The 26,572-nt window shown below is 46.6% G+C and carries 24 protein-coding genes; 6 read left to right on the top strand and 18 right to left on the bottom strand.

What is annotated here, in order from left to right; genetic code table 11:
- Positions 1-18 precede the first annotated feature (18 nt).
- Positions 19-780 (bottom strand): N-acetylmuramoyl-L-alanine amidase, encoded by a 762-nt coding sequence (locus GKG41_RS07760; RefSeq protein ID WP_154257965.1) that lies wholly within the window; start codon positions 778-780, stop codon positions 19-21.
- A gap of 66 nt (positions 781-846) precedes the next feature.
- Entirely contained in the window at positions 847-1,317 is a 471-nt protein-coding gene (locus tag GKG41_RS07755; protein WP_154257964.1) for a methylglyoxal synthase, read from the bottom strand.
- A 133-nt stretch (positions 1,318-1,450) separates the two neighbouring features.
- On the opposite strand from GKG41_RS07755, the gene GKG41_RS07750 reads away from it, so the two are divergent.
- From GKG41_RS07750 to GKG41_RS07740, 3 genes are all read left to right on the top strand, one after another.
- Positions 1,451-2,371, top strand: coding sequence for a diacylglycerol kinase family protein (locus GKG41_RS07750; protein WP_154257963.1), 921 nt, complete (start codon positions 1,451-1,453; stop codon positions 2,369-2,371).
- A gap of 50 nt (positions 2,372-2,421) precedes the next feature.
- Complete coding sequence (locus tag GKG41_RS07745; RefSeq protein ID WP_154257962.1) at positions 2,422-3,237, top strand: glycerophosphodiester phosphodiesterase family protein; 816 nt, start codon at positions 2,422-2,424, stop codon at positions 3,235-3,237.
- Positions 3,238-3,490: 253 nt separating this feature from the next.
- Positions 3,491-4,153 (top strand): phosphatase PAP2 family protein, encoded by a 663-nt coding sequence (locus GKG41_RS07740; RefSeq protein ID WP_243140991.1) that lies wholly within the window; start codon positions 3,491-3,493, stop codon positions 4,151-4,153.
- Positions 4,154-4,196: 43 nt separating this feature from the next.
- Here GKG41_RS07740 and GKG41_RS07735 read toward each other — a convergent pair whose 3' ends face one another.
- From GKG41_RS07735 to sfsA, 3 genes are read right to left on the bottom strand one after another with little or no spacing between them, the layout of a single operon-like run.
- Positions 4,197-5,213: a glycosyltransferase family 2 protein gene (locus GKG41_RS07735; RefSeq protein WP_154257961.1), complete on the bottom strand. Its 1,017-nt coding sequence runs from the start codon at positions 5,211-5,213 to the stop codon at positions 4,197-4,199.
- A complete protein-coding gene (mutY, locus tag GKG41_RS07730; RefSeq protein ID WP_154257960.1) occupies positions 5,214-6,269 on the bottom strand; it encodes an A/G-specific adenine glycosylase in 1,056 nt (351 codons plus the stop codon).
- A 12-nt stretch (positions 6,270-6,281) separates the two neighbouring features.
- A complete protein-coding gene (gene sfsA / locus GKG41_RS07725) occupies positions 6,282-6,974 on the bottom strand; it encodes a DNA/RNA nuclease SfsA (protein ID WP_154257959.1) in 693 nt (230 codons plus the stop codon).
- Between the two features lie 135 nt (positions 6,975-7,109).
- On the opposite strand from sfsA, the gene GKG41_RS07720 reads away from it, so the two are divergent.
- A complete protein-coding gene (locus tag GKG41_RS07720; RefSeq protein WP_154257958.1) occupies positions 7,110-7,742 on the top strand; it encodes an HAD family hydrolase in 633 nt (210 codons plus the stop codon).
- Positions 7,743-7,952: 210 nt separating this feature from the next.
- Positions 7,953-10,187, top strand: a complete 2,235-nt coding sequence (locus tag GKG41_RS07715; protein WP_173015536.1) for a bacterial Ig-like domain-containing protein — start codon at positions 7,953-7,955, stop codon at positions 10,185-10,187.
- An 87-nt stretch (positions 10,188-10,274) separates the two neighbouring features.
- On the opposite strand, the gene GKG41_RS23435 is transcribed toward GKG41_RS07715, so the two are convergent.
- From GKG41_RS23435 to GKG41_RS07650, 13 genes are all read right to left on the bottom strand, one after another.
- On the bottom strand, positions 10,275-10,676 hold the full coding sequence (locus GKG41_RS23435) for a DUF4190 domain-containing protein (protein ID WP_226903433.1): 402 nt from the start codon (positions 10,674-10,676) through the stop codon (positions 10,275-10,277).
- An 84-nt stretch (positions 10,677-10,760) separates the two neighbouring features.
- Positions 10,761-12,377, bottom strand: a complete 1,617-nt coding sequence (locus tag GKG41_RS07705; RefSeq protein WP_154257956.1) for a L,D-transpeptidase family protein — start codon at positions 12,375-12,377, stop codon at positions 10,761-10,763.
- 158 nt (positions 12,378-12,535) lie between these two features.
- Positions 12,536-13,432 carry a CorA family divalent cation transporter gene (locus GKG41_RS07700; protein ID WP_154257955.1) on the bottom strand — a complete coding sequence of 299 codons (897 nt, stop codon included), beginning with the start codon at positions 13,430-13,432 and terminating at the stop codon, positions 12,536-12,538.
- A 77-nt stretch (positions 13,433-13,509) separates the two neighbouring features.
- Positions 13,510-13,662 (bottom strand): hypothetical protein, encoded by a 153-nt coding sequence (locus GKG41_RS07695; RefSeq protein WP_154257954.1) that lies wholly within the window; start codon positions 13,660-13,662, stop codon positions 13,510-13,512.
- Between the two features lie 124 nt (positions 13,663-13,786).
- Positions 13,787-15,079: a homoserine dehydrogenase gene (locus tag GKG41_RS07690; RefSeq protein WP_154257953.1), complete on the bottom strand. Its 1,293-nt coding sequence runs from the start codon at positions 15,077-15,079 to the stop codon at positions 13,787-13,789.
- A gap of 35 nt (positions 15,080-15,114) precedes the next feature.
- Positions 15,115-15,903, bottom strand: coding sequence for a PHP domain-containing protein (locus GKG41_RS07685; RefSeq protein WP_154257952.1), 789 nt, complete (start codon positions 15,901-15,903; stop codon positions 15,115-15,117).
- A gap of 48 nt (positions 15,904-15,951) precedes the next feature.
- On the bottom strand, positions 15,952-16,641 hold the full coding sequence (locus GKG41_RS07680) for an MBL fold metallo-hydrolase (protein ID WP_154257951.1): 690 nt from the start codon (positions 16,639-16,641) through the stop codon (positions 15,952-15,954).
- 10 nt (positions 16,642-16,651) lie between these two features.
- A complete protein-coding gene (locus GKG41_RS07675) occupies positions 16,652-17,461 on the bottom strand; it encodes an amidohydrolase family protein (RefSeq protein WP_154257950.1) in 810 nt (269 codons plus the stop codon).
- Positions 17,462-17,470: 9 nt separating this feature from the next.
- Positions 17,471-18,268 carry an SseB family protein gene (locus GKG41_RS07670; protein ID WP_154257949.1) on the bottom strand — a complete coding sequence of 266 codons (798 nt, stop codon included), beginning with the start codon at positions 18,266-18,268 and terminating at the stop codon, positions 17,471-17,473.
- Positions 18,269-18,338: 70 nt separating this feature from the next.
- The gene (locus GKG41_RS07665; protein WP_154257948.1) at positions 18,339-18,968 is read right to left on the bottom strand and encodes a DUF4203 domain-containing protein; all 630 of its coding nucleotides are present in this window, start codon (positions 18,966-18,968) and stop codon (positions 18,339-18,341) included.
- Between the two features lie 5 nt (positions 18,969-18,973).
- Positions 18,974-19,381, bottom strand: a complete 408-nt coding sequence (locus GKG41_RS07660; RefSeq protein WP_347563282.1) for a zinc ribbon domain-containing protein — start codon at positions 19,379-19,381, stop codon at positions 18,974-18,976.
- Between the two features lie 181 nt (positions 19,382-19,562).
- Positions 19,563-22,094 carry an immunoglobulin-like domain-containing protein gene (locus GKG41_RS07655; protein ID WP_173015537.1) on the bottom strand — a complete coding sequence of 844 codons (2,532 nt, stop codon included), beginning with the start codon at positions 22,092-22,094 and terminating at the stop codon, positions 19,563-19,565.
- Positions 22,095-22,129: 35 nt separating this feature from the next.
- Complete coding sequence (locus tag GKG41_RS07650) at positions 22,130-25,183, bottom strand: LamG-like jellyroll fold domain-containing protein (RefSeq protein ID WP_154257946.1); 3,054 nt, start codon at positions 25,181-25,183, stop codon at positions 22,130-22,132.
- Positions 25,184-25,547: 364 nt separating this feature from the next.
- On the opposite strand from GKG41_RS07650, the gene GKG41_RS07645 reads away from it, so the two are divergent.
- The gene (locus tag GKG41_RS07645; protein WP_154257945.1) at positions 25,548-26,492 is read left to right on the top strand and encodes a sugar kinase; all 945 of its coding nucleotides are present in this window, start codon (positions 25,548-25,550) and stop codon (positions 26,490-26,492) included.
- Positions 26,493-26,572: the final 80 nt, after the last annotated feature.

Genomic DNA, 26,572 nt, shown 5'->3' with positions numbered 1-26,572 from the left:
TGCGGGCCTCAGCCCCTGTTACGTTGTAATTAAAGTACTGTATCCATCCCTGCGCAGTCTCTGCTCCATCTTGATGGCATTATCCAGCTGTCTGAAGGCACCTACCTGCACCTTATAGTATCCGTCCTCATCCAGCATAAACGCAGGATAGCCTTTATCCAGCAATTCGTACAGCAGATTATCTGCATTGCTCTTTACCCGGAAAAGACCTACCTGTACCCGGTACAGGGAAGGTTCCTCCACGGTCTCCTCATCTAAGGTTCCCATAATAGCTGCAGCAATTGCCTGTGCTATCTCATCAAACTGTGCATCGAACCTCTGATTGTCTTCGTCTGTATTGATAAATCCTGTCTCAATGAGCACCGCAGGCATCTTTGTTCTTCTCAAAACCACAAGCCCCGGTCTGGCCGTCACCCCCAGCTCATTGAATCCCAGTTCTCCAAGAGCGCCGTTGATATTCTCAGCCATATCCAGCTTTTCTCCTGATTTATCGTATACCAGCGTCTCCACTCCGGAATACTGGTTGGGCCGGGGACTGGAATTACGGTGAAATGAAATAAAAAAATCAGCTCCGGACTCATTTGCTATCGTAGCTTTTTCAAAGGGTGTCTGATACACATCTGTGGTTCTGGTATATACTACATCTACTCCGTTATCTTCCAGAATCTGGCCTACCGCAAGTGCCAGGCGAAGATTATCGTCCTTTTCCTGCCGTCCCTGATAAACCGCACCCGGATCCGTGCCTCCGTGTCCGGCATCGATTACTATCTTATATGCCAATTTTAGACTCCTTGCATTGCTTTATAATTAGTGTATGCAGACTGCTGGAATCCGGGCACATAAGATTTACATAGTCTCCGCCCGGTCGTCTACGCTTTTCTTAAAATTAATCACTTCATGGTCATATTCTTCCGCCATATATCTGGAATTCAGCATAAAATCAGCCGTAGCCTTATTAATGGCCATAGGGATATCATAGACCTGGGCAATCCTCATCAGGGCCTTCACATCAGGATCGTGGGGCTGGGCAGTCAGCGGATCTGAGAAAAATACCACAAAATCAATAACTCCTTCTACAATCTTCGCTCCAATCTGCTGGTCACCGCCCAGGGGACCGCTGTTATATCCCTTCACAGACAAGCCCGCTTTATCGGTAATCATCCTCGCCGTTGTGCCGGTTCCGTAGAGAGAATGCTCTTTTAATATCTCATAATTATCTTTACACCATTGGATTAATTTTGGTTTTTCATTATCATGGGCAATCAATGCAATATTTTTTTTCTTACGAATGGTAAATGTCACAAAATCTTCGTTCATGCTTTTCTCCTCTTTCTTAGGCTTTTGTATTTCCTTTTTCATAGTATCACACTTTCCGGCAAATGCAAATTCATTTTTCCTTGTTCTGTATGCATCAAACTGCTACAATAGGAATAGGATAAGGAGAACTATTATGTACTATTTTATAATCAATCCCCGCTCACGCTCCGGGTATGGTGCGGTAATTTGGGATAGGATCCAGCAGGAGCTTGATCCCCGGGGGATTCCCTATGAAGCTTATTTTACGCTATATAAAAAACACGCTGCCCGCCTGGCCCATGAACTGGAAGACAGGCACCACACATGCACCGTCATCGTCGTTGGAGGGGACGGAACTGTCAATGAAGTTCTGAACGGTTTTTCCCACCCTGCCCGCATTACCTTAGGTTACATACCTACCGGCTCAGGGAACGACTTTGCCCGGGGAATGGGCATCCCCTTCGATCCCGGGGAGGCGCTTTCTCTCATACTTTCTTCCCACACCATTGCAAGGATGGACATCGGTACCCTGAAAACCCGTTATCACACCAGATGCTTTGGCGTCAGTGCAGGAATCGGCTTTGATGCAGCCATCTGCCATGAGGCACTTTCCTCCCCCATCAAGGATACATTGAATCACCTGGGACTGGGCAAGCTCACCTACGTGGGGATAGCCCTTCGGCAGCTTCTTTTATTCAAGCCCTGTCAGGCCCGCATATGCCTGGATAAAAAGCGGACACTGCATTTCCCCAGACTTTATTTTACCGCAGTCATGAACCAAAAATACGAAGGCGGAGGATTTCAGTTTGCCCCCGGAGCGAAAAGCAATGACGGAAAGCTTCATATCTGTGTTGTGGGAGATCTGAGCAAACCCAAAATTCTTCTGATGCTCCCCACAGCTTTTTGGGGAAAGCATATCCATCTGAGAGGGATACATATGTTTTCCTGCAGGCAGATAGATATTCATACAGATCGCCCCCTCCCGGTACACAGTGACGGGGAATCCTGCGGTTATGCAGATTCCATTTCCCTGTCCATATCCAGGGAACAGATTTCTGTCATTACCCCAGGCTGAGTCTCCACCCATGATACGGCATTATGACAGAGAGAAAGGTCTGAATAATCATGAAAATACTGACATGCTTACTAATCCTGTTCCTTCTTTACATATTCTGTATTCTTCCAAGGTTTACCCACCGAAGAGAGAGCAGAAGCTTCCGCCATATTCTGTTTGCCCACAGAGGGCTGTTTTCCAATGAAAACGGAATTCCGGAGAATTCTCTTCCTGCGTTTTCCCGGGCGGTAAGCAAAGGCTATGGAATTGAACTGGATGTGCAGCTCACCAAGGACCAGCAGCTGGTAGTCTTCCACGACAGCACACTGAGCCGCATGTGCGGTCTGGATATCCATGTAAGAGAGAAAACTTATGAGCAGCTAAAAGAGCTTACTCTGCTGCATACCAAAGAACAGATTCCTTTGTTCTCCCAGGTTCTGAAGCTGGTGGACGGACAGGTGCCGCTCCTGATAGAGATTAAGCTGCCCTGTTTCAGCACCTCTACCTGTGCGCTTGTAGATCAAGCGATGGCCGGCTACAAAGGCAGCTACTGCATTGAATCCTTTAATTCCCTGGCTCTTTTCTGGTATCGGCTGCACCGTCCGGATGTTGTGAGAGGACAGCTGTCCAGCAACCTCACAAAACCGGTGGCAGAGGGCGGATACCTGTTAAGCTTCCTGGTCAAGAATCTGCTCACCAACGTGCTGAGCCGCCCGGACTTTATTTCTTACTGCTATAAAGACACTAAAAATATAAGCTTTTGCATCCTGCGCCGCCTGCTGGGGACTATGACCATGGTGTGGACTATACGATCTCAGAAGGTATATGAGCGCTGCCTGAACCGGTACGATTCCCTGATCTTTGACAGCTTCATACCCAATTCATAATTCAAGTACGCCTCGGCGTACCTGCTGTGAGCCGCCGGAGGCTTTATCTTGGAAGGAGATTGGACTCCCACCAAAACGATTTTGTTATTTACTCACCACCTATAGCGGCGGGAGTCTTATCTGCTTACAAGATAAATAGCCAGTTTGTGAACGTTTTCTTAAATATAAATGAACTGCATTGTTATCCTCAGATCCCTGTGCTATAATGCAGTTGATTAAAAATATTCACCAATAAATTAAAGAGGTGACCCCTTTGAATATCATTAAAAAATACAAACACGCTTGGATAATTCCTGTTTTCGGCATACTATACATGATGGGATTTACGTACCTGGAGCAGCGGAATAATGTACGTTTTCATATTATCCATATGAAAATTGATGATGCAATTCCCTTTTGCGAATACTTTATTGTACCATACTTCTTATGGTTTGCCTTCATAGCGGCAACCGTATTTTATTTCACCTTTATCAACAAGAATAAAGCCGATTATTACAGGCTCATCACAGCCCTTGGAATCGGCATGACACTGTTTCTGGTAATCTCTTATGTCTACCCCAATGCCCAGGATCTCCGGCCTGTAGTATTCGCCCGGAATAATCTCTTTGTGGATATGGTGAAGCATCTTTACCGGATAGATACGCCGACTAATATACTGCCCAGCATCCATGTTTTTAATTCTGTGGCGGCATGTACGGCCATATTCAAGTGCGAAGGGCTGAAAAAACACAGAGCGGTCAGAGGCGGCACTCTGGTTCTCACAGTGCTGATTGTACTGGCAACCGTGTTTTTGAAACAGCATACGCTTTTGGATGTTATTACGGCCTTTGCCTTATATTTTATCTGCTATCAGGTAATATACAAGCCCAGAACGGCTCCCCAGAAAGCCAAAGCTGCAGAAGCTGCAGCCAAATGAAACTGTTAAAGGTTCCTTCCGATTATCGGCAGGAACCTTTTTATTAGTTAAATCCATAAAACTTCTGTACCATTCGGTAAACGGCAACCGATACTTCCCGGCCGCTCCTGCCCGGAAGATTGACGCACCGCCCCAGCAGTCCGAACCGTAGTCTGCGGTAGAGATGGGCATCTGCCGTCTTCAAATATTTCCAGAGTTCTTTCTTCTTTTCAAAGTTTTCATCAGTCCCGGATCGGATCAGCATAATAGATGAAACCGCCGTGATAATATCCAGGTAGTTCAGCATATATTGACGCATTCTTTTATTGTCGAGACGTTTCAATGCAATAGATTCTATCATAAGCTTATTTACTTTTATCTGCTGATCAATTCTTCGGATCATCACGTCTTCATGGACAGACTGATCTTCCCTCCCTATAAAATAACGGTAAAAATTAACGTTAAGATAATACATTGTCCTTACACTGGGCAGCGGCTGGTATACAAACAGATTATCTACATAAAATGTATGCATGGGAAGCTCCAGTCCGCACTCCCGAAGCAGCTTTGTTCGGTAAATCACCGAATGCATCAAAATGTACTTGCCTGTCCCCATATGTCTCATATCCTCCCAGGTGAAGATACGGTCCTGGGGCAGATACTTGGTGTACTTCATCACCTTCTTCCTCTTGGCACCCTGCTTTTCATATACAAAATTACTGATCAGCATGTCCAGAGTATAAGGTCCCCCTGCAATATCCTTGATGGTGTCAAGGATCTTTTGATATGCCTCCAGATTCACCCAGTCGTCGCTGTCCACGACCTTGAAATACAATCCGGTAGCATTCTTAATTCCCGTATTGACTGCAGCGCCGTGTCCTCCATTTTCCTGATGTACCGTCTTTACAATGTCCGGATATTTCTCTGCGTATTCATCTGCGATCCCGGCAGTACTGTCTGCAGATCCATCATCTACGATTATGATCTCTACCTGCTCTCCTCCCGGCAGCAGGGAATCAATGCACTTGCGCATATAAGCTTCTGAATTGTAGCACGGAACCGCTATTGATAGTAATTTCATCTATATATCCTCCTCAAGATATTTTCTGTAAGCTGCAAAGGCAGCCGGGATGGGGTACTTTCCCTTTGTCTCTCTTTTGTTCACAAAAAGGAGACCATCTGCATTTCTCTTATCCCTGGGCTCTATCAGTACCCGGTACCCCTCCATCTCCCACTCCACATGAGAGAATATATGCTTTGCCTGTGACAGCGGCTGGATGCGCACAGGCTGACAGGACAGTCCCCTGACATACTCCAGAACCTCTTCCTGGCTCTTGTAACCTTCCAGATTGGGGAATTCGTACATACCGGCCAGCAGGCCTTTTTTCTCCCGCTTGCGTATGGCAAAGTCTTCCCCGTCCTGTATAAGCAGGACAGTCCTCTTCTCCAGCCTTCTTTGTTTCTTTTCCGCTTTTTTCGGCAGCTCCATGACCCTGTCATGCTTTCTCGCGAGACACAGCTCTGCCAGAGGACATTCTCCGCATTTGGCCATACCGTTGGGAATGCATATGAGGGCCCCCAGCTCCATCAGACTCTGGTTAAAATCTCCCGGGGCATCCTTCGGCATAATCTCTGCCAGTTCCCTCTCTGTCTTAGTCTTTACCGATTGCCTTAAAATATCCTCTTCATTTTCCGTAATTCTTGCAATTACCCGCAGAACATTGCCGTCTACGGCAGGTCTTGAGATGCCGAAAGCGATAGACGCCACGGCACCTGCCGTATAGCTTCCGATTCCGGGAAGCCCCAAAAGCTTTTCGTAATCCGGGGGAAGCGCTCCCCCGTAATGCTCCACCACTACCCTGGCTGCCTTCTGCATGTTTCTCACTCTGTTATAGTAGCCCAGACCTTCCCAAAGCTTCAACAGACGGGTTTCCGGACAGGCGGCCAGATCTTCAATCTCCGGGAGTGCCTCCAAAAATCTATGATAATATCCTTTCACTGCCTCCACTCTGGTCTGTTGCAGCATAATCTCCGACAGCCATACATGGTAAGCCGAAGGCTCCTTCCTCCAGGGCAGGTCCCTCCTGTTTTCATAAAACCAGCCAAGCAGCGGCTGTACAATCTCTCTCGGTATCATTCTTTTGCCTTTCTATTCCGGTCTCTCCAGGGATACAGGCACAGCATCCATAATCTCAATTCTGTCTGCTTCCACCAGACAGTCATAAGCCAGAATATGGACTCCCTGATCCCGGGCTTTTATCAGCGCTTCTCCAAACTCCGGGTGCGTATCCCAGTTAGGCATCATCTTCCTTACTCCCTTCATCTGAATCACAAAGAGCAGATAAGCCTCGTACCCTGCCTGTACGCACTCTCCTAACTCTAACACATGCTTCACGCCCCGTAAAGTAGGTGCGTCGGGAAATTTGGCAGTTTTCTCATCCTCCAAAGTAACACCTTTTACCTCCAGAAAAGCTTTCCTTCCTCTGTCCTCCACATAAAAATCAAACCTGGAATTGCCGTATTTTGTCTCCGGGCGTATGAGGGCACTGCCGGAAAAGAGGTTCCCTTTGGCAAGCCACTCTCCCGCTGCCTTGTTGGGAACCTGAGAATCCATATTAATCAGAAGGTTCCCCTTTTCTACACCTATCACATCAAATTTTGTTTTCCGGTTGGGATTGCTGCTCTTTTCCAGGTAAACTTTAACTCCGGGAATCAGAAGCTCTTTGCATCTGCCTGTATTCTTCACATGGCAGATCTCCTCTTTTCCCTCAGTGATCACATGGGCGATAAACCGGTTGGGACGTCTTATAAAAATCCCTTCCTGTACACTGCTGTATCTCATATTATACCTCTTATCTAATATTTCTTGCTTTTTTATATGAGTTTCTTTACAATATTCTCATGCGCCGGCGTTCTGCTGTATCTGCATACAGGCCGTCCGGTCACAGGACTTATTATACTACAAAGGAGAACTATTATGAAACCAATAGATAGTATTATTTTTGATGTGGACGGAACCCTGTGGGATTCCACTCATTTGGTAGCGGAAGCATGGAACCAGATTCTGATCCGGGAGGAGGTATCCATTCCCCGTCTCACAGCGGAGACTCTCAAATCTTTGTTTGGCCGTACGCTTCCGGATATTGCCAGGGCTATCTTTCCCAATGAATGTCCCGCCCGGCAGCTGGAACTAATACATCTGTGCTGTGAGAGAGAACATGAGGTACTGCTCCAGGCTCAGGTTCCTCTGTATCCTGATCTGGAACATACGCTTCAGCAGCTGTCAGCGGTCTATCCCCTGTACATTGTCAGCAACTGCCAGGGGGGATATATAGAAGTATTTCTTGAGAATACCGGTTTTGGGCACTACTTTCAGGATCATCTCTGTCCGGGGGATACAGGCTGCGCCAAGGCCTCTAATATCAAAGAAATCATTTGCCGTCACCGTCTGCAGTCTCCAGTCTATGTAGGGGATACAGACGGTGACCACAGTGCCTCCAGGGAAGCTGGGATACCCTTTGTATTTGCCTCCTATGGTTTCGGCACCACCAGGGATCCCGATTACAGCATTTCCGGTCTTAGGGATCTGAGCCGCTTATTTCTTTCCTGAATTTCTCTAAAAAAACGCCTCCAATTTCAGCAATTATTACCTAAGATATTAAACAAAATTCATTGAATCTTAATTTACTTTCGTCAAAATAAATTATATAATACTTATATAAATACAGACTATTTATGTTCTTCTTCTACACTTTTCAGAATTAGCCAGGCAGGCAGCGGATGGTGCGCTGTGCCCATTATGGATTGGAGGCGAATGGATATGAAGAAAACCAGGAAATGTATTTTATCTATTTTTCTAACTTTACTGTTAACGGCAGGCAGTGTGCCTGTCACTGCATGGGCCAAAGATGCTGCAGACGTTCTGGCCTTCGCAAAGGATTATATGAAAAACGGGGCCACATTTACGTACGGTACAGGCAAAACATCGGAAGCGCTTGACGGAACAGCCACTGCCAAAGACGGAAGCTCCGTCGTCTACCAGTGGTATACTTCCTCGGAGGGAAAACTCACACCGCTGAAGAATGCTTCCAGTGCAGTCTATACTCCCGGCACTGAAAAAGCCGGAACTACCGTCTATGTTGTGGAAGCCAAACTTGCGGCGTCCCCGGAAACGGCACTGAAAAGCAAAGAAATCAAAGTAATTGTTAAATCAGCTCCCGAAAAAATTACGGTAACATCCCCTCCTAAAAAGACCGAATACAAAGAAGGGGAGTCATTTGCCCCTGACGGCATGGCAGTGACAGCCGTATATAAAAAGGACAGTCAGGTTCCCTCTGAGGTACTCTCCGGTTCCGACTATACCATTGCTCCCAAAGGCAAGCTGACTCCTGCAGATACGGAGATAACCATTTCTTATCTGGGACTCACAGCCGTTCAGCCCATAACCGTTGTGCGGGAGCAGAAGCCAAAGGAAGATCCCCCTCCTGTTCTGACTGAACTCAGGCTCACGCCTCCGGACCGTACAGAATATGAGGAAGGGGACAGCCTTGATACTACGGGACTTACCGTCACAGCTGTGTACGACAAAGGAGAACCAAAGGTTCTCTCCCCCGGAGAATATACCATATCACCTACCGATAATCTGAAGCCATCTGACACACTGGTTACCGTAAGCTACAGCCAAATGACAGCCAGCTTCCCTATTCATGTAACACCTGCAGTTACACTGGAGCGGATCGAAGTGACCAGGCAGCCAGATAAACTTTCCTACACAGAGGGAGAGACGTTTGACCCGGCAGGTATGGAAGTCTCCGCCTTTTTTACCGTAGGGGAACCGAAAATCATCAGCCATCAGGAATTGTCTATGACTCCTGACCGGCCTTTGACCGCCAGTGACACCTCTGTAACCATTACCTATCAGGGAAAATCCGCTTCACTTTCTGTCACCGTACAGCCGGCTGTCACCCTCACAGGTATTGAGGTAACTCACCAGCCGGATAAACTGACCTATGAGGAAGGGGAACTCTTTGATCCCTCAGGTATGGAGGTAAGTGCTGTCTTCAGTAATCTTACAAAAAAAGCGCTGGATACGAAAGATGTAGGATATTCCCCTGAGGTAGGCCTGACCCCTCAGGATACAAAAATCACTCTGAGCTACAAGGGCAAGACAGCCACTCTGGATATCAAAGTACTGCCTGTTCTAACTATGGAAAGTATCCAGATTACTGCTCCCCCTCAGAAAGTAAATTATACAGAGGGTGAAAGCTTTGACCCCGCAGGAATGGAGGTATTTGCAGTTTTCAGTGACAATTCCAGAAAAGCTTTAGATACTAAAGATCTGACCTACACGCCTGACGGCGCCTTGAAGACCACTGATACAAAGGTTATTGTCTCTTACAAAGGCAAAACTGCAGAACAGAAGATTCAGGTCCTGGCTGCTGTCACCCTGGAGAAGATTACCATTACCACCCCTCCGGATAAAACAAAATACATTGAAGGAGAAACATTCAGCACAAAGGGAATGGAAGTAACCGCTGTCTTCAGCGATTCTTCCAAACTGGCAATTGACAACAAAGACCTCTCCATTTCTCCTGACAGAGCGCTGAAAACCAGTGACAAAATGATCACTGTAACCTATAAAGGCAAAACTGCAGAGCAGAAGATAAGTGTATCAGAAAAAACCTATAAGATTACAGTGAAAGACCCGTCAAACGGAACGGTCACCGTTTCTAAGACAACTGCAAAAGAAGGAGATAAGATCACAGTTACTGCAAAGGCAAACAAAGGATATAAATTAAAAAATATACTTGTGAATAAAAAAGCGATAAAAGGCAGTTCCTTTACCATGCCGGCAGAAGATGTCACCGTTACTGCCACCTTTGTGAAGACCGTCTCCTCTTCCAATGACTCTGACAACAAAACAAAAACTTTAAAAGCAGCCAAAACCGGAGATACCGCCCCCATACTTATGCTGTCTTTGATGGCGGCCGTATCTGCCGGGGCAGCAGCGCTGCTGCTCAGGAAAAGGTTTTTTGGAATGGCTTCTAAAAAATAAGTAAAAAATGCGCCCCCTTTCTTCTAATCCTAAAAAGGGTGATGCCGCGGTTTGTTAAGCCGCGGCATCACTCTTTTTATCATAACATCAACTGGGTATTGCCAATATCACTGCAAATACCAAAAAGAAAAGGACAATTCCTATGGCCGATGTTACTATCCCGGCAACTGCCATTCCTTTCCCCGGCTTATCCTTGGCAATGGAGATAATTCCCAGAATCAATCCCACAATACCAGGCAGTATTCCGATGAACAGACAGGTCAGTACAATAGAAACGATTCCCAGAACCATAGAAGCTATAGCCAAACCGGTTCCGCCCGTCTGCTCCGGCCTTTCCTCGTAAACGGACCCATAGGGAGGCTCATATTGAGAAATATCACTCTCCGGTTCATAATAGCCGCTTCCATCCAGAATATAGTCACAGACCGGACATTTTCTGGTATTATCAGGAAACTGAGAGCCACATTGGGGACATTTAATTAGTTCCATTCTTATCCTCCTAAACACTATGTATTCTAATGATAACTGCGCCCCGGTGTTTCTGTTCCGGGGCGTCTTTGATAGATATCCTACTTAATAAAAGCAGACAATCGGCACATCCTTTTCGATATTTTCGTACAGCACCTGTGCTTTGCTTCTTGGCAGGTTAATGCAGCCATGAGAACCGCTGGTCTTATAGATATTCCCGCCGAAATTGCTTCTCCAGGAAGCGTCATGAAGTCCCACTCCTCCATTAAAAGGCATCCAGTACTTAACCGGTGATTCATATTCATAAGTTCCATCAGGATTCTTCTTTCCTCTCAGGGTTTTGTCTCTCTGCTTATAGTAGAGAGAATATACCCCGGAGGGAGTTACACGGTCCTTATATGACATATTTCCGGATACAAAGTCTGAGTCTACAATCAGCTGTCCGTCTTTATAAAACCACATATGCTGATTTCCCAGGTCGACTTCCACATACGTATTGCCTATTTCATTGCCCTCTCTGGATACGGCGGTTGACGAATAGATCGGTTCTCTTGTGGTGACTGTACCAGCCTTAATCTCCTCGATCAGCTGTGCCACCTCTTTTTTCTGATTTATTTTCCAGCCATAAGAGCCGCCCTTTACTGTAATGTCTGCATCCGCTGCGGTACTGTGGAAGGAGCGTTCTTTCCCCACAGTGTCATATTTGGCAGCCAGAGACTTCACATATTCTTTAGCATTTGCCTTAAAAGTATCTTCATTTTCAATTATATTACCGTTCTCGTCATAATCGAACCAGTCTTTTATAATAGAACCGTCCAGCAGTTCTGTCTGTTCTCCGAACGTATAGGTAATGCTTGCCTTGGCATAAGTATTCAGCATATCTCTCTGGGCAATAAGATCTGGATTATCCTTTGTAACGGAGGGTGCGGCATAGGCACCTGCCTCTTCAGCTGAGACATCCGGTCTGCTCTCAGAGACTGCCGTCTTTACTGCCTCAAACATCGTATTTTCGTCAATGGTTGTGCCCTGTACCTCATCCACTATAACAAACTCCGTCTCCTGGAAGGTAACATAGGCATCCTGGGGCGCCTCCTGGTTCTCGGCTATCATACTGTCCAGGGAATCCAGTTTGGTTCTCAGCTGATTCTCATCAAAAGATATATTCTTGGCCGCCTCGTATTTTTCCGGCTTAAAATAGCCTCTAATCCACAGCAGCGGATTCTGCTCTTTTAGAATCTTTTCTGCGTCTCCATTGGATACATACTGATAACCAATATCACTTCCCAGAATCTCCTGAGCCTGGTCTCCCCTGAACTGAACAGTTATCTTATAATCCTCTACCTGCCTGCGGATCAGATCTTCTGTCTCCTCCACAGTCATATTCTCACAGTTAATTCCGTTAATCTCTGTTCCTTTGAAGAACTTGTCGTGATAGTAGTAAGCGCCGACCCCATAAGCTGCACCAGCCAGCAAAACAATCACACCTGCAACGATACCAGTCACCTTTAACGCCGTATTTTTACTCTTTTTTTTCTTCATCTTAGACTTTTGGCCAGAGGCCTTTGTAGCCTTTCTATTCTTTTTTTTCTTAGGCTGGTCATATACGGTATCATTGCCTATGGTGTCCTGAACGATCTTGGCCATTGCTTCGTCAATTCGAGGATCCACGGCACCTGCTGCTTCTACCTGATTCTCCTGTAGCTTCTTTTTTTTCTTCGACATCTCTATTTACACTCCTACTCTCTTCACAATAACGCTAACATTATAGCATAATTTTTTTTCTGATAGCAGAGGAAAACAAAGATCTTAACAAAAATTAAGATTTTTGTCACACTTTGTCAATGAAAGAAAAAAAGCTGGAATATTCCCGCCTTCTTCCTTTATTTTAACCACCTTTTCCTTATAAAATACCAGATCTCCAGCAATATGATGAAAAGGCTGAGAAAGGCGATCAGAGGGTATCCATATTTCCAATGAAGCTCCGGCATTTTATCAAAATTCATTCCATACCACCCGGTGATAAGGGTGAGAGGCATAAAGACCGTGGTAACAATGGTAAGAAACGACATGATGCGGTTCTGCCTGATGTCAATCTGGGACTGGTACATTTCCCGAATCTGCATGGTATATTCTTTCAAGGCCTGAGTGTTGGAATACAGCCTGGACGCCCGGTCACCGAACAGGGAAAACAGATAACAGTCTTTTTCATCCAAAAATCCATTGTGGTTCTCCACCAAAGTCTCACTCATATCTGCAAGCTGTTCGTAGTAGGAATTCAGCCGCAAAAGCTCTTTGCGGCATTGCAGAATTGCCCGGTTCACATTGTCCAATCCTTTGTCCAGCAGTTCTTCCTCCATAGTAGTAAGCTTCTCCTCATACTTTTGGAGGAAAAGGACATCGTCCCTAATCATGTATTCCATAAACTGAAAAAGCAGGTGTACCAGTGACGTCTTTTCGGAACTTTTCTCTTCTGCTATGCTGTCCATAAGTGACTGAGCAAAGCCAGTGTCATCAATAAATAGCAGCCGTTTCCGATCCAGGTAAAAGCAAAAGCCACTTTTATCTCCCAGCAGTGCTTCCTTTCTGGGAATCAAAAAGGTTCCGAAGATTGCCTGATCCAGCCAGTCTGCTTTGCAGTAATGAATGTGATGAAGATTTCTCTCAAAGATCAGCTCCTGGGAAACCCTCTCCTGAGAATTTCTGTACTCCTCCATGGTCATAACCTGAACCAGAGGACAGTCCTCGGGAATTTTATCGTCTTCTAAAGAATGGTTCATGTAGTTTTCTCCTTTCCCGGTTCCGGAAGCGGAACCGTCTGGGACATACAAAAATAGGAAGAGGTTTCAGCCTCTTCCTATTTTTGCTGCAGTATGTAACGGTCCAGCATCCTGTTTATGGTCCGGTTTTTTACCGCAATTGTTTTTTTTAGAACAATAATACTTTCTTTTAATATACTGTTCTCCTGCTGCAGTCTCTCTAACTCATTCTTTAATACTGCTTCATTCATCCCTGACCTTCCTTTCCTTTGCCGACTCACGTACTTCTATATAGAAATCATTATAAAGGGCAGTGTAAGGTGCCGGTAGTTAAGATGTGTTAAGATTTACTGCATTATTCGGCATAAAACGGCATTATTCACCATATACACGGATTACGGAAGAGATTTTTCTTATCACAGACATTCCCTGAAAGATTGCCAGAGAGTCATTAAAATGTCTTTCTTCCACAGAATCTGTGATCACCACTATCTCTGCGGCCTCTGAACTTTTTGCTTTCTGTATGACCTGTGCAATACTCACAGAGTTGTTAGCCAGCACACTGGCCACACTGGCCAGCACTCCCGGCTTGTCGTCCACCTGCATGCGAAGAAAATACCTGCTTCGAATGTCCCCGATCTGTTTGATGGGCAGTTCTTTATAGCAGGTACAGCTGATTCTTCCGCTGCACTGATACCGGATGTTTCTGGCTATATCAAAGACATCGCCCACAATGGCGCTTGCTGTCGGCATCTCACCTGCCCCACTTCCATAGAACATCGTATCCCCTACGGCGTCCCCGTGAACAAAGACTGCGTTAAATGCATCTTTTACTGAGGCTAAGGGGTGAGCACTTGGAATCAGCATAGGATGTACCCGCACTTCGATCCCGGTATCCGTATTTCTGGCGACCCCCAAAAGCTTTATATCACAGCCCATCTCTCTTGCGTATTTAATATCCTTGGCAGTGATTTTGGCTATGCCCTCGGTATAGACGTCGTCAAAAGTAACTCTTGAGTTAAAGGCAATGGAAGCCATAATGGCAAGCTTTCGGCCCGCATCATACCCTTCAATGTCCGCAGTGGGATCGGCTTCCGCATACCCCAGCTCGGTGGCCAGAGCCAATGCTTCCTCGAATTCCATTCCCTCTTCTGTCATCTTAGTCAGAATAAAATTCGTGGTGCCGTTGATGATGCCCATAACTTCCGTAATATGATTGCCCGCCAGGCATTGTTTCAGCGGGCGGATAATGGGAATTCCTCCCGCTACCGCCGCTTCAAATAGCAGATCACTGTGATGGGTTCCTGCCATGTCCAACAGTTCTTTGCCGTCTACTGCTATGAGGTCTTTGTTTGCTGTCACCACGTGCTTCCCTGCTGCCAGCGCTTCCATGATATAGGTGCGGGCCGGTTCCATTCCTCCCATCACCTCAATCACAATAGATATATCATCGTCATGGACAATGTCTTCCCAGCGATTTGTAAGTACAGCATCATCCTCTACCTTTTTTGCCGCCTTCTCAAGATTGCGTACCAAAATTTTTTTTATTTCCACCTCAGCTCCAAGCTTAGAGAGCATCTCCTCCCTTTGGTTTTGGAGTACCTTATAAACCCCCGTGCCCACAGTTCCCAGGCCCAGAAGAGCTACCTGAATTGTTTTCTTTTCCATACTTATATCCTCACATCCGGGATGTTCCTTCCCTTTTATAATTCTTTTTCTGAATACTCTGATTTCAGTTTTTCGTTCCTCTTATGCGCTTTTGACAGACCGGCAACCTTATTGTATACCCAGAAGGAATATACCAGCACTTTGTTAGCCTTTCCCATCTTTTCCTTTGTTGTCTTATTATAATAGCTTCCACCCACTTCAAAGGGAGTGTCTTTCATTACACAGGCAATCAAATCGGATTCGCTTTTTACTCCGTCAGGAACCTCTGTGTAGGCTTTTCCCACACACTCTATTTTATGGGCATCACTTCCTCCAAAGCAGGGCTTTCCGTACTTTTCTGCAAGCTTCGCCGCAGACGCATTGGATTCTTCGGATTCGCAGGCATTGAATGCCTCAATAAAATCAAATCTTCGGATAATCCTTGGGTCTTTGTAATATGACTTTGTGTTCGTAATACTTAGATACTTTTCTCCGCAGGGATGGGCAGGACCAATAATCCCTCCGCAGGCATGAACGATAGAGATCAGCAGATGTGCCGGCAGGCCCCTCAGTTCCAGAATACGCAGTTTAATTGTCTCGGGCATAATCACCAGCATGTGTCCTGCCCCAAACGTATCATACTCGATTCCTTTTAACACGAGAAAGTCCGTATGCCTCTTGCCCTTAATATATTTTTTCCAATGACGGTAACCGTGGTATGAATTATGGTCTGTTACCAGCATCCCGCCGAATCCTTCAGATTTCAGCTTTTCAATATATTCCTCGATGGGGACCTTTCCATCAAGGGAACCCTCTTTTGTATGGCAATGCATGTCAATCTTCATGACAAGCGCTCCTTCCTATCGTGTTCTATATAAATATTGTATCTAATTTTAGTCCGTTTTAAAAGGGCTTTTTACTATAATCCTATCTGCATATTCCCGGGAACAAGGCAGCTCCTTTAGTTTCCCTGTGACAGTTTCATCCTCCCAGCAGTGCATAGGATATACCCACTCCACGGATACATGCTTCATAAACCAGTCGAAACCATCGGCGAAATATCTTTCCTGCCTTGGATCTAAAGGCAAAAACGCCAGTTCTATTTTCTTATCCCTTAACTTCTGTATCTCACTGCGGTATTGTTCTCTGTATGAGCGGTTTACCTTCTCAGGCTCTCCTTCCCACTGCCAGTCGTTCAGGTCTCCAGCGTGGTAGATGACATGGTTCCCCACAGTCACAAGAAATGCAACACCTTCATCCGTAGACTTTAATGTCTCTGCCTCCAGTACCCCGAAACTTTGCTTTTCTCCCGGCCCCAGAAAAACGGTCTCATCCTTTTTATCCCCAGGAACTCTCTTCTTCCAGATATCATCGGAAAGAATGTAGGTTACTTTCCGTCCTTCCCCAGCGGGAAGGCGGAATATCTCCTCGGAAAAATGGTCCGGATGTCTGTGACTTGCAAAAACAAACAGAGGTTTCCGGGAATCAAGCACAGGAATATCCCCCTTAAAATAGTCAAACAGCAAATATGCTTCTTCCGTCTCCACCAGAAAGCTGCTGTGATAAATAAAATAAACAGTCATATCTAATCCTCTACACTTTCAGAAGTCTGACAGCATTGCCGCTGAACACAGCTTCCTCTTCCTCTGGTTTCAGCTTCAGTCTTCTGATGCATTCTATATTTTCCTTTTGGCCGCTCCACGGACTGTCTGTGGCAAACAATATCTTATCTGTGCCATGCTCTCTGGCAATTCTCAGAAACTGGTCGTCAGGCATAATACCCAGAGAATACCCTGTATCAAAATAAAGCTTCCGCCCTACCAGGTATTCCTCCACCTCATCCCAGCAGTCATACCCACCCATGTGGGCGATTACCAGCTTATCCGGATCTAACTGTTTCAGAAGATTCTGAACACGCCTGGGTGTACAGTGGATTTCTCCGGGGAGCCCCACATCTCTGCCTCCATGAACGCTGATGATCAAACCTTTTTCAGCAGCCCGGTCTATAATCCTCAGATATTTGATATCATCTATAAACAGCTTTTGGTAATCGGGATGGAGTTTTATGCCCTTTAGTCCCATTGCCGCAATGTCATCAATCTCCTGCTTATAATTGCCCGTCTCCGGATGGATACCCCCAAAAGATATCAGGTTTGGTTCTCCCCCGAAAAACTCCCGGGCGGTGATCTCCTCGGCAAAGCGGTTCACAGACTGAAACTGCCCCGGCCGGGTAACCACAGGAAGAATTACAGAGAGATCCACATGAGCTTCTCTCATGGAAGCCACAAGTGAATCTCTGGTACCGTCTGTATAGGCCTTGGCATCAGAATTCACCGCCAATGTATCTATGGTAGGTTTTGCAATTTTGTCCGGAAATATGTGCGTATGAAAATCTATTATCATTGCTGCCTTTTACTCCTGTTCAAATCTCTTCACGAACGCCGGAATCTGCTCTTTTAAAATAATGAGATTAAATCCAAGAGGATTTACCACGATCCCTTTGCTCTGCTCCATAAGAATACTTTGGAGCTTATCAAAGTTCATCACTACTCCCTTTAGATTCTTCTCCCTGTTAAATTTATTAAATTCACCCACATCTGTAAATACCGGCTGAAAGATCTCTCCATTGTTATTTTTTACAAAGGGCACCTGTACCTCTGATTTTTTGCCCCCCTCCACTTCCTCGTCATCCTTTTCATTAACCCGCATGGAGACGATATAACGGGCCTTCACCAGGTTGGCCGCCATCTCCTCTTCAAGCTCCGGAAGATTCTTTTTTTCCTCATTGTCCACTTTTCTGCGCAGCTCCTGCATAAAATAAAGACCAGTAAGCTGAAGCTGGGGATTGGAAAGGGGTCTTTTTTCTTCCGGCAGCTGGGAATAGTCCGGGGGCTGCACCAACTCCAGCAATTCCAGTTCCACAGTTTCCTCACCCTCAGTATATACGATGGCATTTACTCCCATTGTAAACAGGCTGGTATAAAAATTCAAAAATTGATCATTTTTAAACTTTACGCCCATAAGGGGAATACTCTTAGCAGTATATTCTTTGGCGAAAACCTGTACATCCTTTTCTTCTCTGAATATAAATATCTGATCGTTATACGTCTCCTCATCGCAGACAATAAATGGCATATTTGTTGCTCTTGCATATGGTACGTACATAACCTCCATCATCTGCAGCTTCTTTAACACTTGGTTCTTGTCCATTGTCTTTCCATGATCCTTTCTGATAAAAGCCCCACTCAGCAGAGTGCGGCCTTCTATGTAGTATTTTCTCTCATCGCTCTTCTATTGTATCATCAATTCCATCTTCTTGAAAAGTATTTTCTTCCATTTCTTCTTCCCGGAGCCTGCGCCTCCATCCAAGCCACTGAATTAAAATTCCCAGAATGGCAAACAGTACTCCCAGGGCGTATCCCATCCCCTTTTCCCTGGCATGAAGAAGATTGCCTATGCAGGTTCCTGCCATAATTCCTCCCTGCAGGCTGGTGCTGATAATAATAACGGGTTCCACAAACTTCAGCGCCAGAGCGCCAACCCCGGCTCCTGCCATCAGGCAGACAAAAAAACTGCCCGAAGATGTAGGATGAATCAGCAGATAACACACTGCTGTACCCATCAAAAAGCACAGAAGAAAGATTCCCCACCGGTAGATACAATATGCCAGAGTTGCCAGCAGAATCCCCCCTATCAGAGCACAGATCACAGCGATTGCTATGGTATTGCCAAAATGCATGCCCAGCATATAACCGCCTGTCATGCCAATGCCAAATCCAATCATACTTACCCACATTTTTAGAAGACGGAGTCCGAAGAAGCAGTTTATCAGTCCCAGCACCGTACATATAAGCAGTGCCGGTGCGGCAGCTTCATGCACAATTTCTCCCAATCTTGCTATATATTCCATGTTTATCACTCCTCAAGTCTTTTCCCGCACTTTGGGCAGTATACAAAATCCTTCTCCCCCTCATATCCGCAGTCAGAACATATCCTGGTCCCTTTGGCGGCCTCATTCGTCCACCCCAAAAAGCTTCCCTGTCCCCGTTTGATACGAATCAGATCCTCTTCCCTCAGCTCTACAGCATCTCCCCGCATAATCTGCCGGCCTATTTCCGGTGTAATCTCATACAAGGTATGGCAGCAGGTAGTCTCGGCATAGTAATGCCTGTCCCATTTGAATAAAGGAATAAAAAATAAACTGAAGCAGGAATACGTCATATAGACTTCATATCGCCCATATTTTCCGCAGCTGCTGCAGATAACTGTTTTAACATATTCAATATTTTTTCTTCCCTGGCTGATTCCCATTATAAAAAACACTGGTATACTTCCCTTCTGCGCATGATTCTCTGATACCTGTCCGGAGAGCATACAGAAACGGGTGCCCCCGGGTATACTAAGGATACCACATTTTATTGGCACATGAAAGGATAAAATCTTATCCCCGCTTCCTTTTCAACTGAAAAGGGCGCGTTCCTCTGCGGGATTGCGCCCCTTCGTCTTACCTGGTTTTGGTCCAGGCTCCACTGGCATTTACATAGTATTTTCCAATCCACTGGCTGGACGCCATGGCTCCGCTGTCCTTCAGATAATACCAGGTATTCCCCAGTTTCAGCCACCCTGTGGCCATCGCTCCGCTGTCCTTCAGATAATACCAGGTGTTCCCCAGCCTCAGCCACCCTGTGGCCATCGCTCCGCTGTCCTTCAGATAGTACCAGGTATTCCCCAGTTTCAGCCACCCTGTGGCCATCGCTCCGCTGTCCTTCAGATAGTACCAGGTGTTCCCCAGCTTCAGCCACCCTGTGGCCATCGCTCCGCTGTCCTTCAGGTAATACCAGGTGTTCCCCAGCCTCAGCCACCCTGTGGCCATCGCTCCGCTGTCCTTCAGGTAATACCAGGTGTTTTCAATGAGCTGCCATCCTGTAGCCATAGCCCCGTTTCCTTTTAGATAATACCAGGTATTTCCAAGCTTCAGCCACCCTGTGGCCATCACCCCGTCATCCTTCAGGTAATACCAGGTATCCAGAAGCTTCAGCCAGCCTTTGGCCTTCTCTCCTGCTTCATTGTAATAATACCAGTTTCCATCTTCATAGCTCCAGGTATTTAACTTTTCAGGTTTTACCTCTCCCATCAGGTTTTTGGCGTTTGTCACTACCTGACTGATTTTTTCGAAAGAAACCGTGGAATCCTCTGCATAAGACTCTCCCAGACTTTTCCAGTTTTTCATTTTCTGAATCTTGGCCGCTGTATAATGTTCTGTATCCCTGATCGCCTCATCCAGCTGTCCTAGAACCTCTTCCAGTTCTCTTTTATCCACGGAGATATAGCTGAGTGCATGATAATTGTCCACACCGGCATCGCTGTTATAGGTATCCAGGAGGGTATTGTATTCTTCCAGTGTAACAGGAATCATTCCCCCATGGCATCCCACATCACCGCCGGTTCTTCCGTAACCGTCGGAAACCTTTCGGATACTGTCTGGCTGGGAAAGGTCATATGTCACATATGGCTCATAGCGCACACTGTTTTTTCCGTAGTAGTCGATCATGACACACCATTCATCCCGGTCAAAGAACTTGAACATGGTGGCTCCTTCATAGGCACCGGAGTACTTCTCCATACCTGCCTGGTCAATTTTTTGGAAATGGTTGCCTGCAGACTCATTTCTGAACCAATTCCACACTACGTCCGCCCTCTGATAGTCGTTATATCCTGCCCCATTCAGTTCTTCCAGTGTAGTAAACAGGGTGCCGTCCTTTTCATAAGGAGTAATTCTTCCGGGATCACTGCTGTCATAATCCACATTGGGATCCAGAACAGAGTCCGCGCTCATCAGTTCTATGTGGTTGTCCGTCTCATCCTTGACCACCCGATAGACCGTACCGTAAGGATCTCCGGTCTCTGTGTCTGCCACCCAGAGCTGGGAAGTATCAATGTTGCCATATCCGTCATTGGCATTCACCAGCTTGCCCCAGTTCTTATAAAAAGCTTCCTGCTCATACATTTTTGTAGGACCAAATGTTACAAAATCGTCTGTTTCATTGCAGTAAATACGGTTTCTGGAATATCCATCTGTAGCGACACGGCAGGACCAGTATATCAGGTAATTGTCTTTCTCCGGATTGTATATGGCTTCCGGAGCCCATGCAGCTCCTGCTTCTATTTCCGATCCAACGTCTACCCAGCGCCTTGTCCAGTTTACAAAATCCTCTGTCTCATAGATGAAAAGGCTGGTACTGCCATCGTGTGACATAGTGCCCCAGTTTCCTCCGTATTGGGGGGCCATGGTATTGAGATCCGTTGCCAGAATCCATACTTTATCAGAGTCACTGCCATCTGCCTTAGCTCCCCGCAGCATATATGGATCCCGGATTCCCTGATCCTCACCCTCGAAGGGGAACAAGACAGAGGCATCCCCTGCAGTGGTCTCTTCGATGTTAGTCTCCTCTGCCACCGCATAATTTACATTGTCTGTTTTATACACCCTGTCCGTATAATCGCTGCCTGCAAGGAACGCTGGATTACAGCCGTTAAGCGCTGTCCAGTTCAGACCATCTTCACTGAGAAAAAAGTGAATCTGCTGCACGTCGCTTCCCCCTTTGTTGGCAAAGCATACGTACAGATATCCCGCATAAGAGTCGTCCTTATCTCCCTCTCTAATGGTCATGGGAAATTCCTTTACACAGCTGGCATCATTTGCCGCCACAGTTGCTGTCAGAGTAAAATCATAATTTCCCTGCCCCGCATAGGGACGGGTAATTTTAAGAGTATTCCCTTCCACCTTCACATAAGGGGCGTCCTCCTCTGCCACACTGTACTGTATAGAAGCTCCGTCCAGTCCTTCGACTGTATCCGGAAGAATCAGATCCCCTGTCAGCTGCTGGCGAATCTGGGATTCTTTAATATTTAGATTTGACTCTACAACGGATGAGATGTCAGACGCAGCCAGGACCTCTGCAGGGGGAACTGCCGATACAAGCATAATGCCGCATAATCCACCGGCTAAGATACGTTTTGCACTTGATAACTTCATATTTTCTCCTTTCCATATACCTGCTTCTCCTGTCTTCAGGAGGTCTGCCTTGTTCTTGACCATACTCCGCTGCCGTTTACATAATAACTGCCTACCCATTCACTGACCGCCATGGCTCCGCTATTTTTCAGATAATACCACTTGCTGCCCAACTGCAGCCAGCCTGTGGCCATCGCTCCATTGCTCTTCAGGTAATACCAAGTTTTTCCATCCAGCAGCCAGCCCGTTGCCATGGCTCCGCTGCTTCTCAGATAATACCAGGTTTTTCCGTCCAGCAGCCAGCCCGTTGCCATCGCTCCGCTGCTTCTCAGATAATACCAGGTATTCCCATTCAGCAGCCAGCCTGTGGCCATGGCTCCTGTGTCCCTCAGGTAGTACCAGGTTCCCCCCAGCTGTATCCAGCCGGTAGCCATCGCCCCATTGCTCTTCAGGTAATACCAGGTTTTTCCGTCCAGCAGCCAGCCCGTTGCCATCGCCCCGTTACTCTTCAGATAATACCAGGTTCTTCCGTCCAGCAGCCAGCCTGTGGCCATGGCTCCGGTATCCTCCTGAAGATAAAACCAGCTCCTGTAGGCAGTGTCATAGATCCAGCCTGTTTTTTTCTTCCCGTCTTCGTAGTAGTACCACTTGTCACCAGACAGCTTCCAGCCAGGTTTCAGCTGCGGCTCTGGTTTTTCACTTACAATCACGTATGTTGTGTATTCCATGGTGAATCCGCTGCTCTTTGCCTCAATTTTCGTAGTCAGCATTGCGGTCCCGTTTGCAACTGCAGTTACTGTGCCATCTTTGTAAACTGCCACTGCTTCATTGTCGGATGCATACGTCACATTCACCGCGCCCTTTACCGCCTCAGGAACTGTATAGAGCTTCTCTGAGGTGCCGGCTTTATACACTGCCTCCTCTTTTGGCGCACTGGCGTCAATTACCCCCCATGGATCCTGATATTCCGGCTTAAACACAAGCTTTTGCACCGTCCGGTCTATCTTGGCAATCCCGGCGTCTGCTTCTGTCTGGGTCTGTGCTCTGGAGGCCGCCGCCACAGCATCCCGCAGGGCGTTGGCTGACATTTCTGTGAAGTTGCTCAGATCCAGCGCATTTGCCTGCTCCAGCTTTTGCTTCAGGGCTGTTGCATCGAATGCCTTAACCGTAATGATAAATTGCTTTTCCGCTTTCAGTGTGCCCGCGGTAACGGTTGCCGTGAGCGTTACCTCCCGGTCAGTATCCCCGTTATATATCTTTCCGGTTGCAGCTATGAGATCACTATCCGCCGACCAGCTTACATCCAGACCGTCTAACTTTGAAGGAAGACCGAGATCGTAGCTTACGTTATCAAGTCCGGTATTTTTATTTCCCAGAATCTTTTCTTCTGTCAGAGATGCGTCCACCTTTGCCTGCAGTGCCTCCTGATACGCAGGATCCCCCTGCTGTATCTCTTCCTCGCTCAGGGCCTTGTCGTAGATTTTAAAGGAATCAATCTTTCCCACAAAATTACTGTCTGCACTCCAGCAGGATTTGCCCAGGTATCCCAGGATTCCGTCCTTGGTCCCTGCAGATACAATCTCTTCCATACGAAAGCCGGTATCCAACGCAGGTCCCGCCTCTATCCCATCGATAAACAGAGATACTTTCCCATTTTCAAAAACCATGTCTACGGTGTAGTACTCATCATTGGACAACACCAGGGATGAATTTATCAGATTTTCGGAAGACGCGTTCTTAATTCCTGCCCGGATACTGTTGCCGCTGTATTGGAAGTATGGGGCATAGAACATATAGTTTGTTCCTGTACTCTGGGGAATTGAGCCAATGCAGAAGAGCCAGGAAGCTGCTCCTGATTTTGAACTCCTTGCGTACGTAGCCTCCACTGTAAACGCTTCTTTATCCGTAAGACTCTCGTAGATTTTCGACGGGAGAGTAATATAGCTTTTATTGCCGGTGATTTCCATCACATCCCTGTCTCCGTCTCCTATGAATTTCACTGTCTCCGGATTTACAATGGAGGCGTCATTCCCAAGACCGGAAGCGTCAGGAATTACGCCGTTTATGGACGCTGTCATTGTATAGTCAGCCACCACGCCCTCTTCCCGCTCTGTAGGATTTTTTACTACAGTCACCGCTGTGTCCCTTGTCTGTGTGACAGTTCCCACAGACACCGTGGATGTCACCATTGTCTTGCCCTCTTTCAGCCCCAGTACGGTACCGTCTTCAGATGCAGAAGCTATGGTGCCATCCCAAACCTCAAAAGATATCTCAGCGTTTTCCTCTGTCACGCCGCCCGGCAGATTCACCTGGATCTGCTGGGAGCTTCCCTCATACATCGTAATTCTCTCGTCAGCCGTAAATCCCTCTTCCTCAAAGATTTCCTCTTCACTTCTGGAGTCATACAGCTGGTAAACCTGGGAGGGCGTCAAAGCCTGATCGTATACCTGTACCTCGTCAATCAGTCCCTTGTATAAATCATCCCAGTTATTAACCCCAATGCTGATGTCGTTGCTCTCTGCCGTCAGCGCCCTGGCCGCCTGTCCAGAGCCTGCCGGACTACCATTTAGATACAGGGTAAAATCATAGCCAGACTGGGTTACTGTGACCAAAGTCCAATGATTTTTCTCCAGATTTACATTAGAGATGGGTGTTTTGTATCCAAACTCACCGGTCACCTTATCATTTGTCCAAACTTTGAGAACTTGATTATTATCTCCAGCCACAGATACCCACTGTTCTGTTGCACCCAGGGCAGAACCTATATACAGCAGGGAGCCATTTACCGGCACCGCCTGTGAGGGGTTGACCCACATAGATACTGTGTATTCCTCTCCCGTATAGGGATGATTCAGCTTCAGACCATAGTCTCCAAGTCTGACAGCCTGTCCTTCATGCCCTTCGGCATAGGCAGCCTCACCCGTATACTCCGCCATCTTTTTCCCGTACATGGAACTGCCGTCCAGTTGATTCTCAAAGGAATAGGTTTTTACAGGCTGAGGCAATCCCTGTTCATTTCCCTCTGCGCTTACGATTGTGCTGTTTGCCGTTATCGCAGAAAGTGCCATCACACCTGCCAAAAAACCTGACATCAGTTTCTTTTGCTTCATCCTCTTACTCCTCCTTCTTTCTATTCATTTCCCAATATCAAACCAAATGCTGTGTGTTTTATCCCTCCCTTCTGTTCCATACCGTATCCTGACCTCCTTTCCCTTGAAATCGACCTCCTGTTTTATACAATTATAACAACCGATTTCCTCTGTTTTTGTAACTTTATTATGCAAAGTGTACATTTTCTTTCTGTACTTCTGCTGTAAATAGGTTTTTATAGGAACTTTGTACGTTTTCGTATTTTTCCCTGTCTGTCCGCAGAATCCGTTTGGACTTATTGACTTTCTCTCTTTTGTGAGATAGTATTTTAGAAACAGGAAATCTACTGATTCTTGTGATATTTCCCACTTAGGAGGCATTCACATGCTAAAAACGTTCGACGCTGCCATCATCGGCGCTGCCATTATAGATATCCCGGCCGGCCCGGTAGACGCATCTGTCTTTGAAACTGGTTCCCATCCCGTGCCGTCTGTCACCATGTCTCTGGGCGGCGATGCTATGAATGAGGCAGCACTGCTGGCTAATCTGGGACACTCGGTAGAACTCATCAGCAAAATAGGCGCTGATCTACCCGGTCAAATGATACTGGACTACTGCCATCAGACATTTATCAATACAGAGCATGTCATCCGGGATAAATCTATCTCCACGGGCATTAATCTGGTACTGGTAGATTCTGACGGTGAGAGAAGCTTTATCACCAGTCAAAAAGGCAGTCTGCGCAAATTAACTCTTGAGGATATCCCTCTGGATATTTTCTCCGATACGAGTCTGATATCCTTTGCAAGCATCTTTGTCTTTCCTTATCTTAGGGCACCGGAACTGACAGTCATTTTTCAGGCAGCAAAAAAGAGCGGCGCCATCCTGTGCGCAGATATGACAAAACGTAAAAACCAAGAGACTATCGATGATATGAGGCCTTATCTGCCCTATGTGGATTACCTCTTCCCCAATCTGGAGGAAGCCAGGCTTGTGACAGGTTTAAAGGATCCGGAACAGATAGCAGAGGCTTTTCTTCAGGCTGGGGTTGGCCATATTGTCCTTAAACTGGGGGCCAGGGGATGTCTGTGTGCCTCTGCCAGGGAACGTTTTTATACCAGAGCCTATCCCTATGCCCGCTGTGTGGATACCACAGGCGCCGGGGACGCTTTCGCAGGGGGATTTATCCATGGAATACTGAATCATCGGGGGCTGAAGGAATGTGCAAGATATGCCAATGCTGCCGCATCCATCGCGGTGGAACGCCCGGGATCCCTGCAGGGGGAGATTCATTTGGAAGAGATCCTAAAAAGAGCAGATGAAATATAAAAGACAGGAAAGCGGTACCCTGCACGCTTATAAGCATACGGGATACCGCTTTCCTGTCTTTTAAATTCTATTTTGATACT

The organism is Lactonifactor sp. BIOML-A5, assembly GCF_009677585.1.
Classification (GTDB): Bacteria; Bacillota; Clostridia; order Lachnospirales; family Lachnospiraceae; genus Lactonifactor.
The sequence above is the reverse complement of the archived record's forward strand: the minus strand, read 5'-3'. Positions and strand labels throughout refer to the sequence as shown.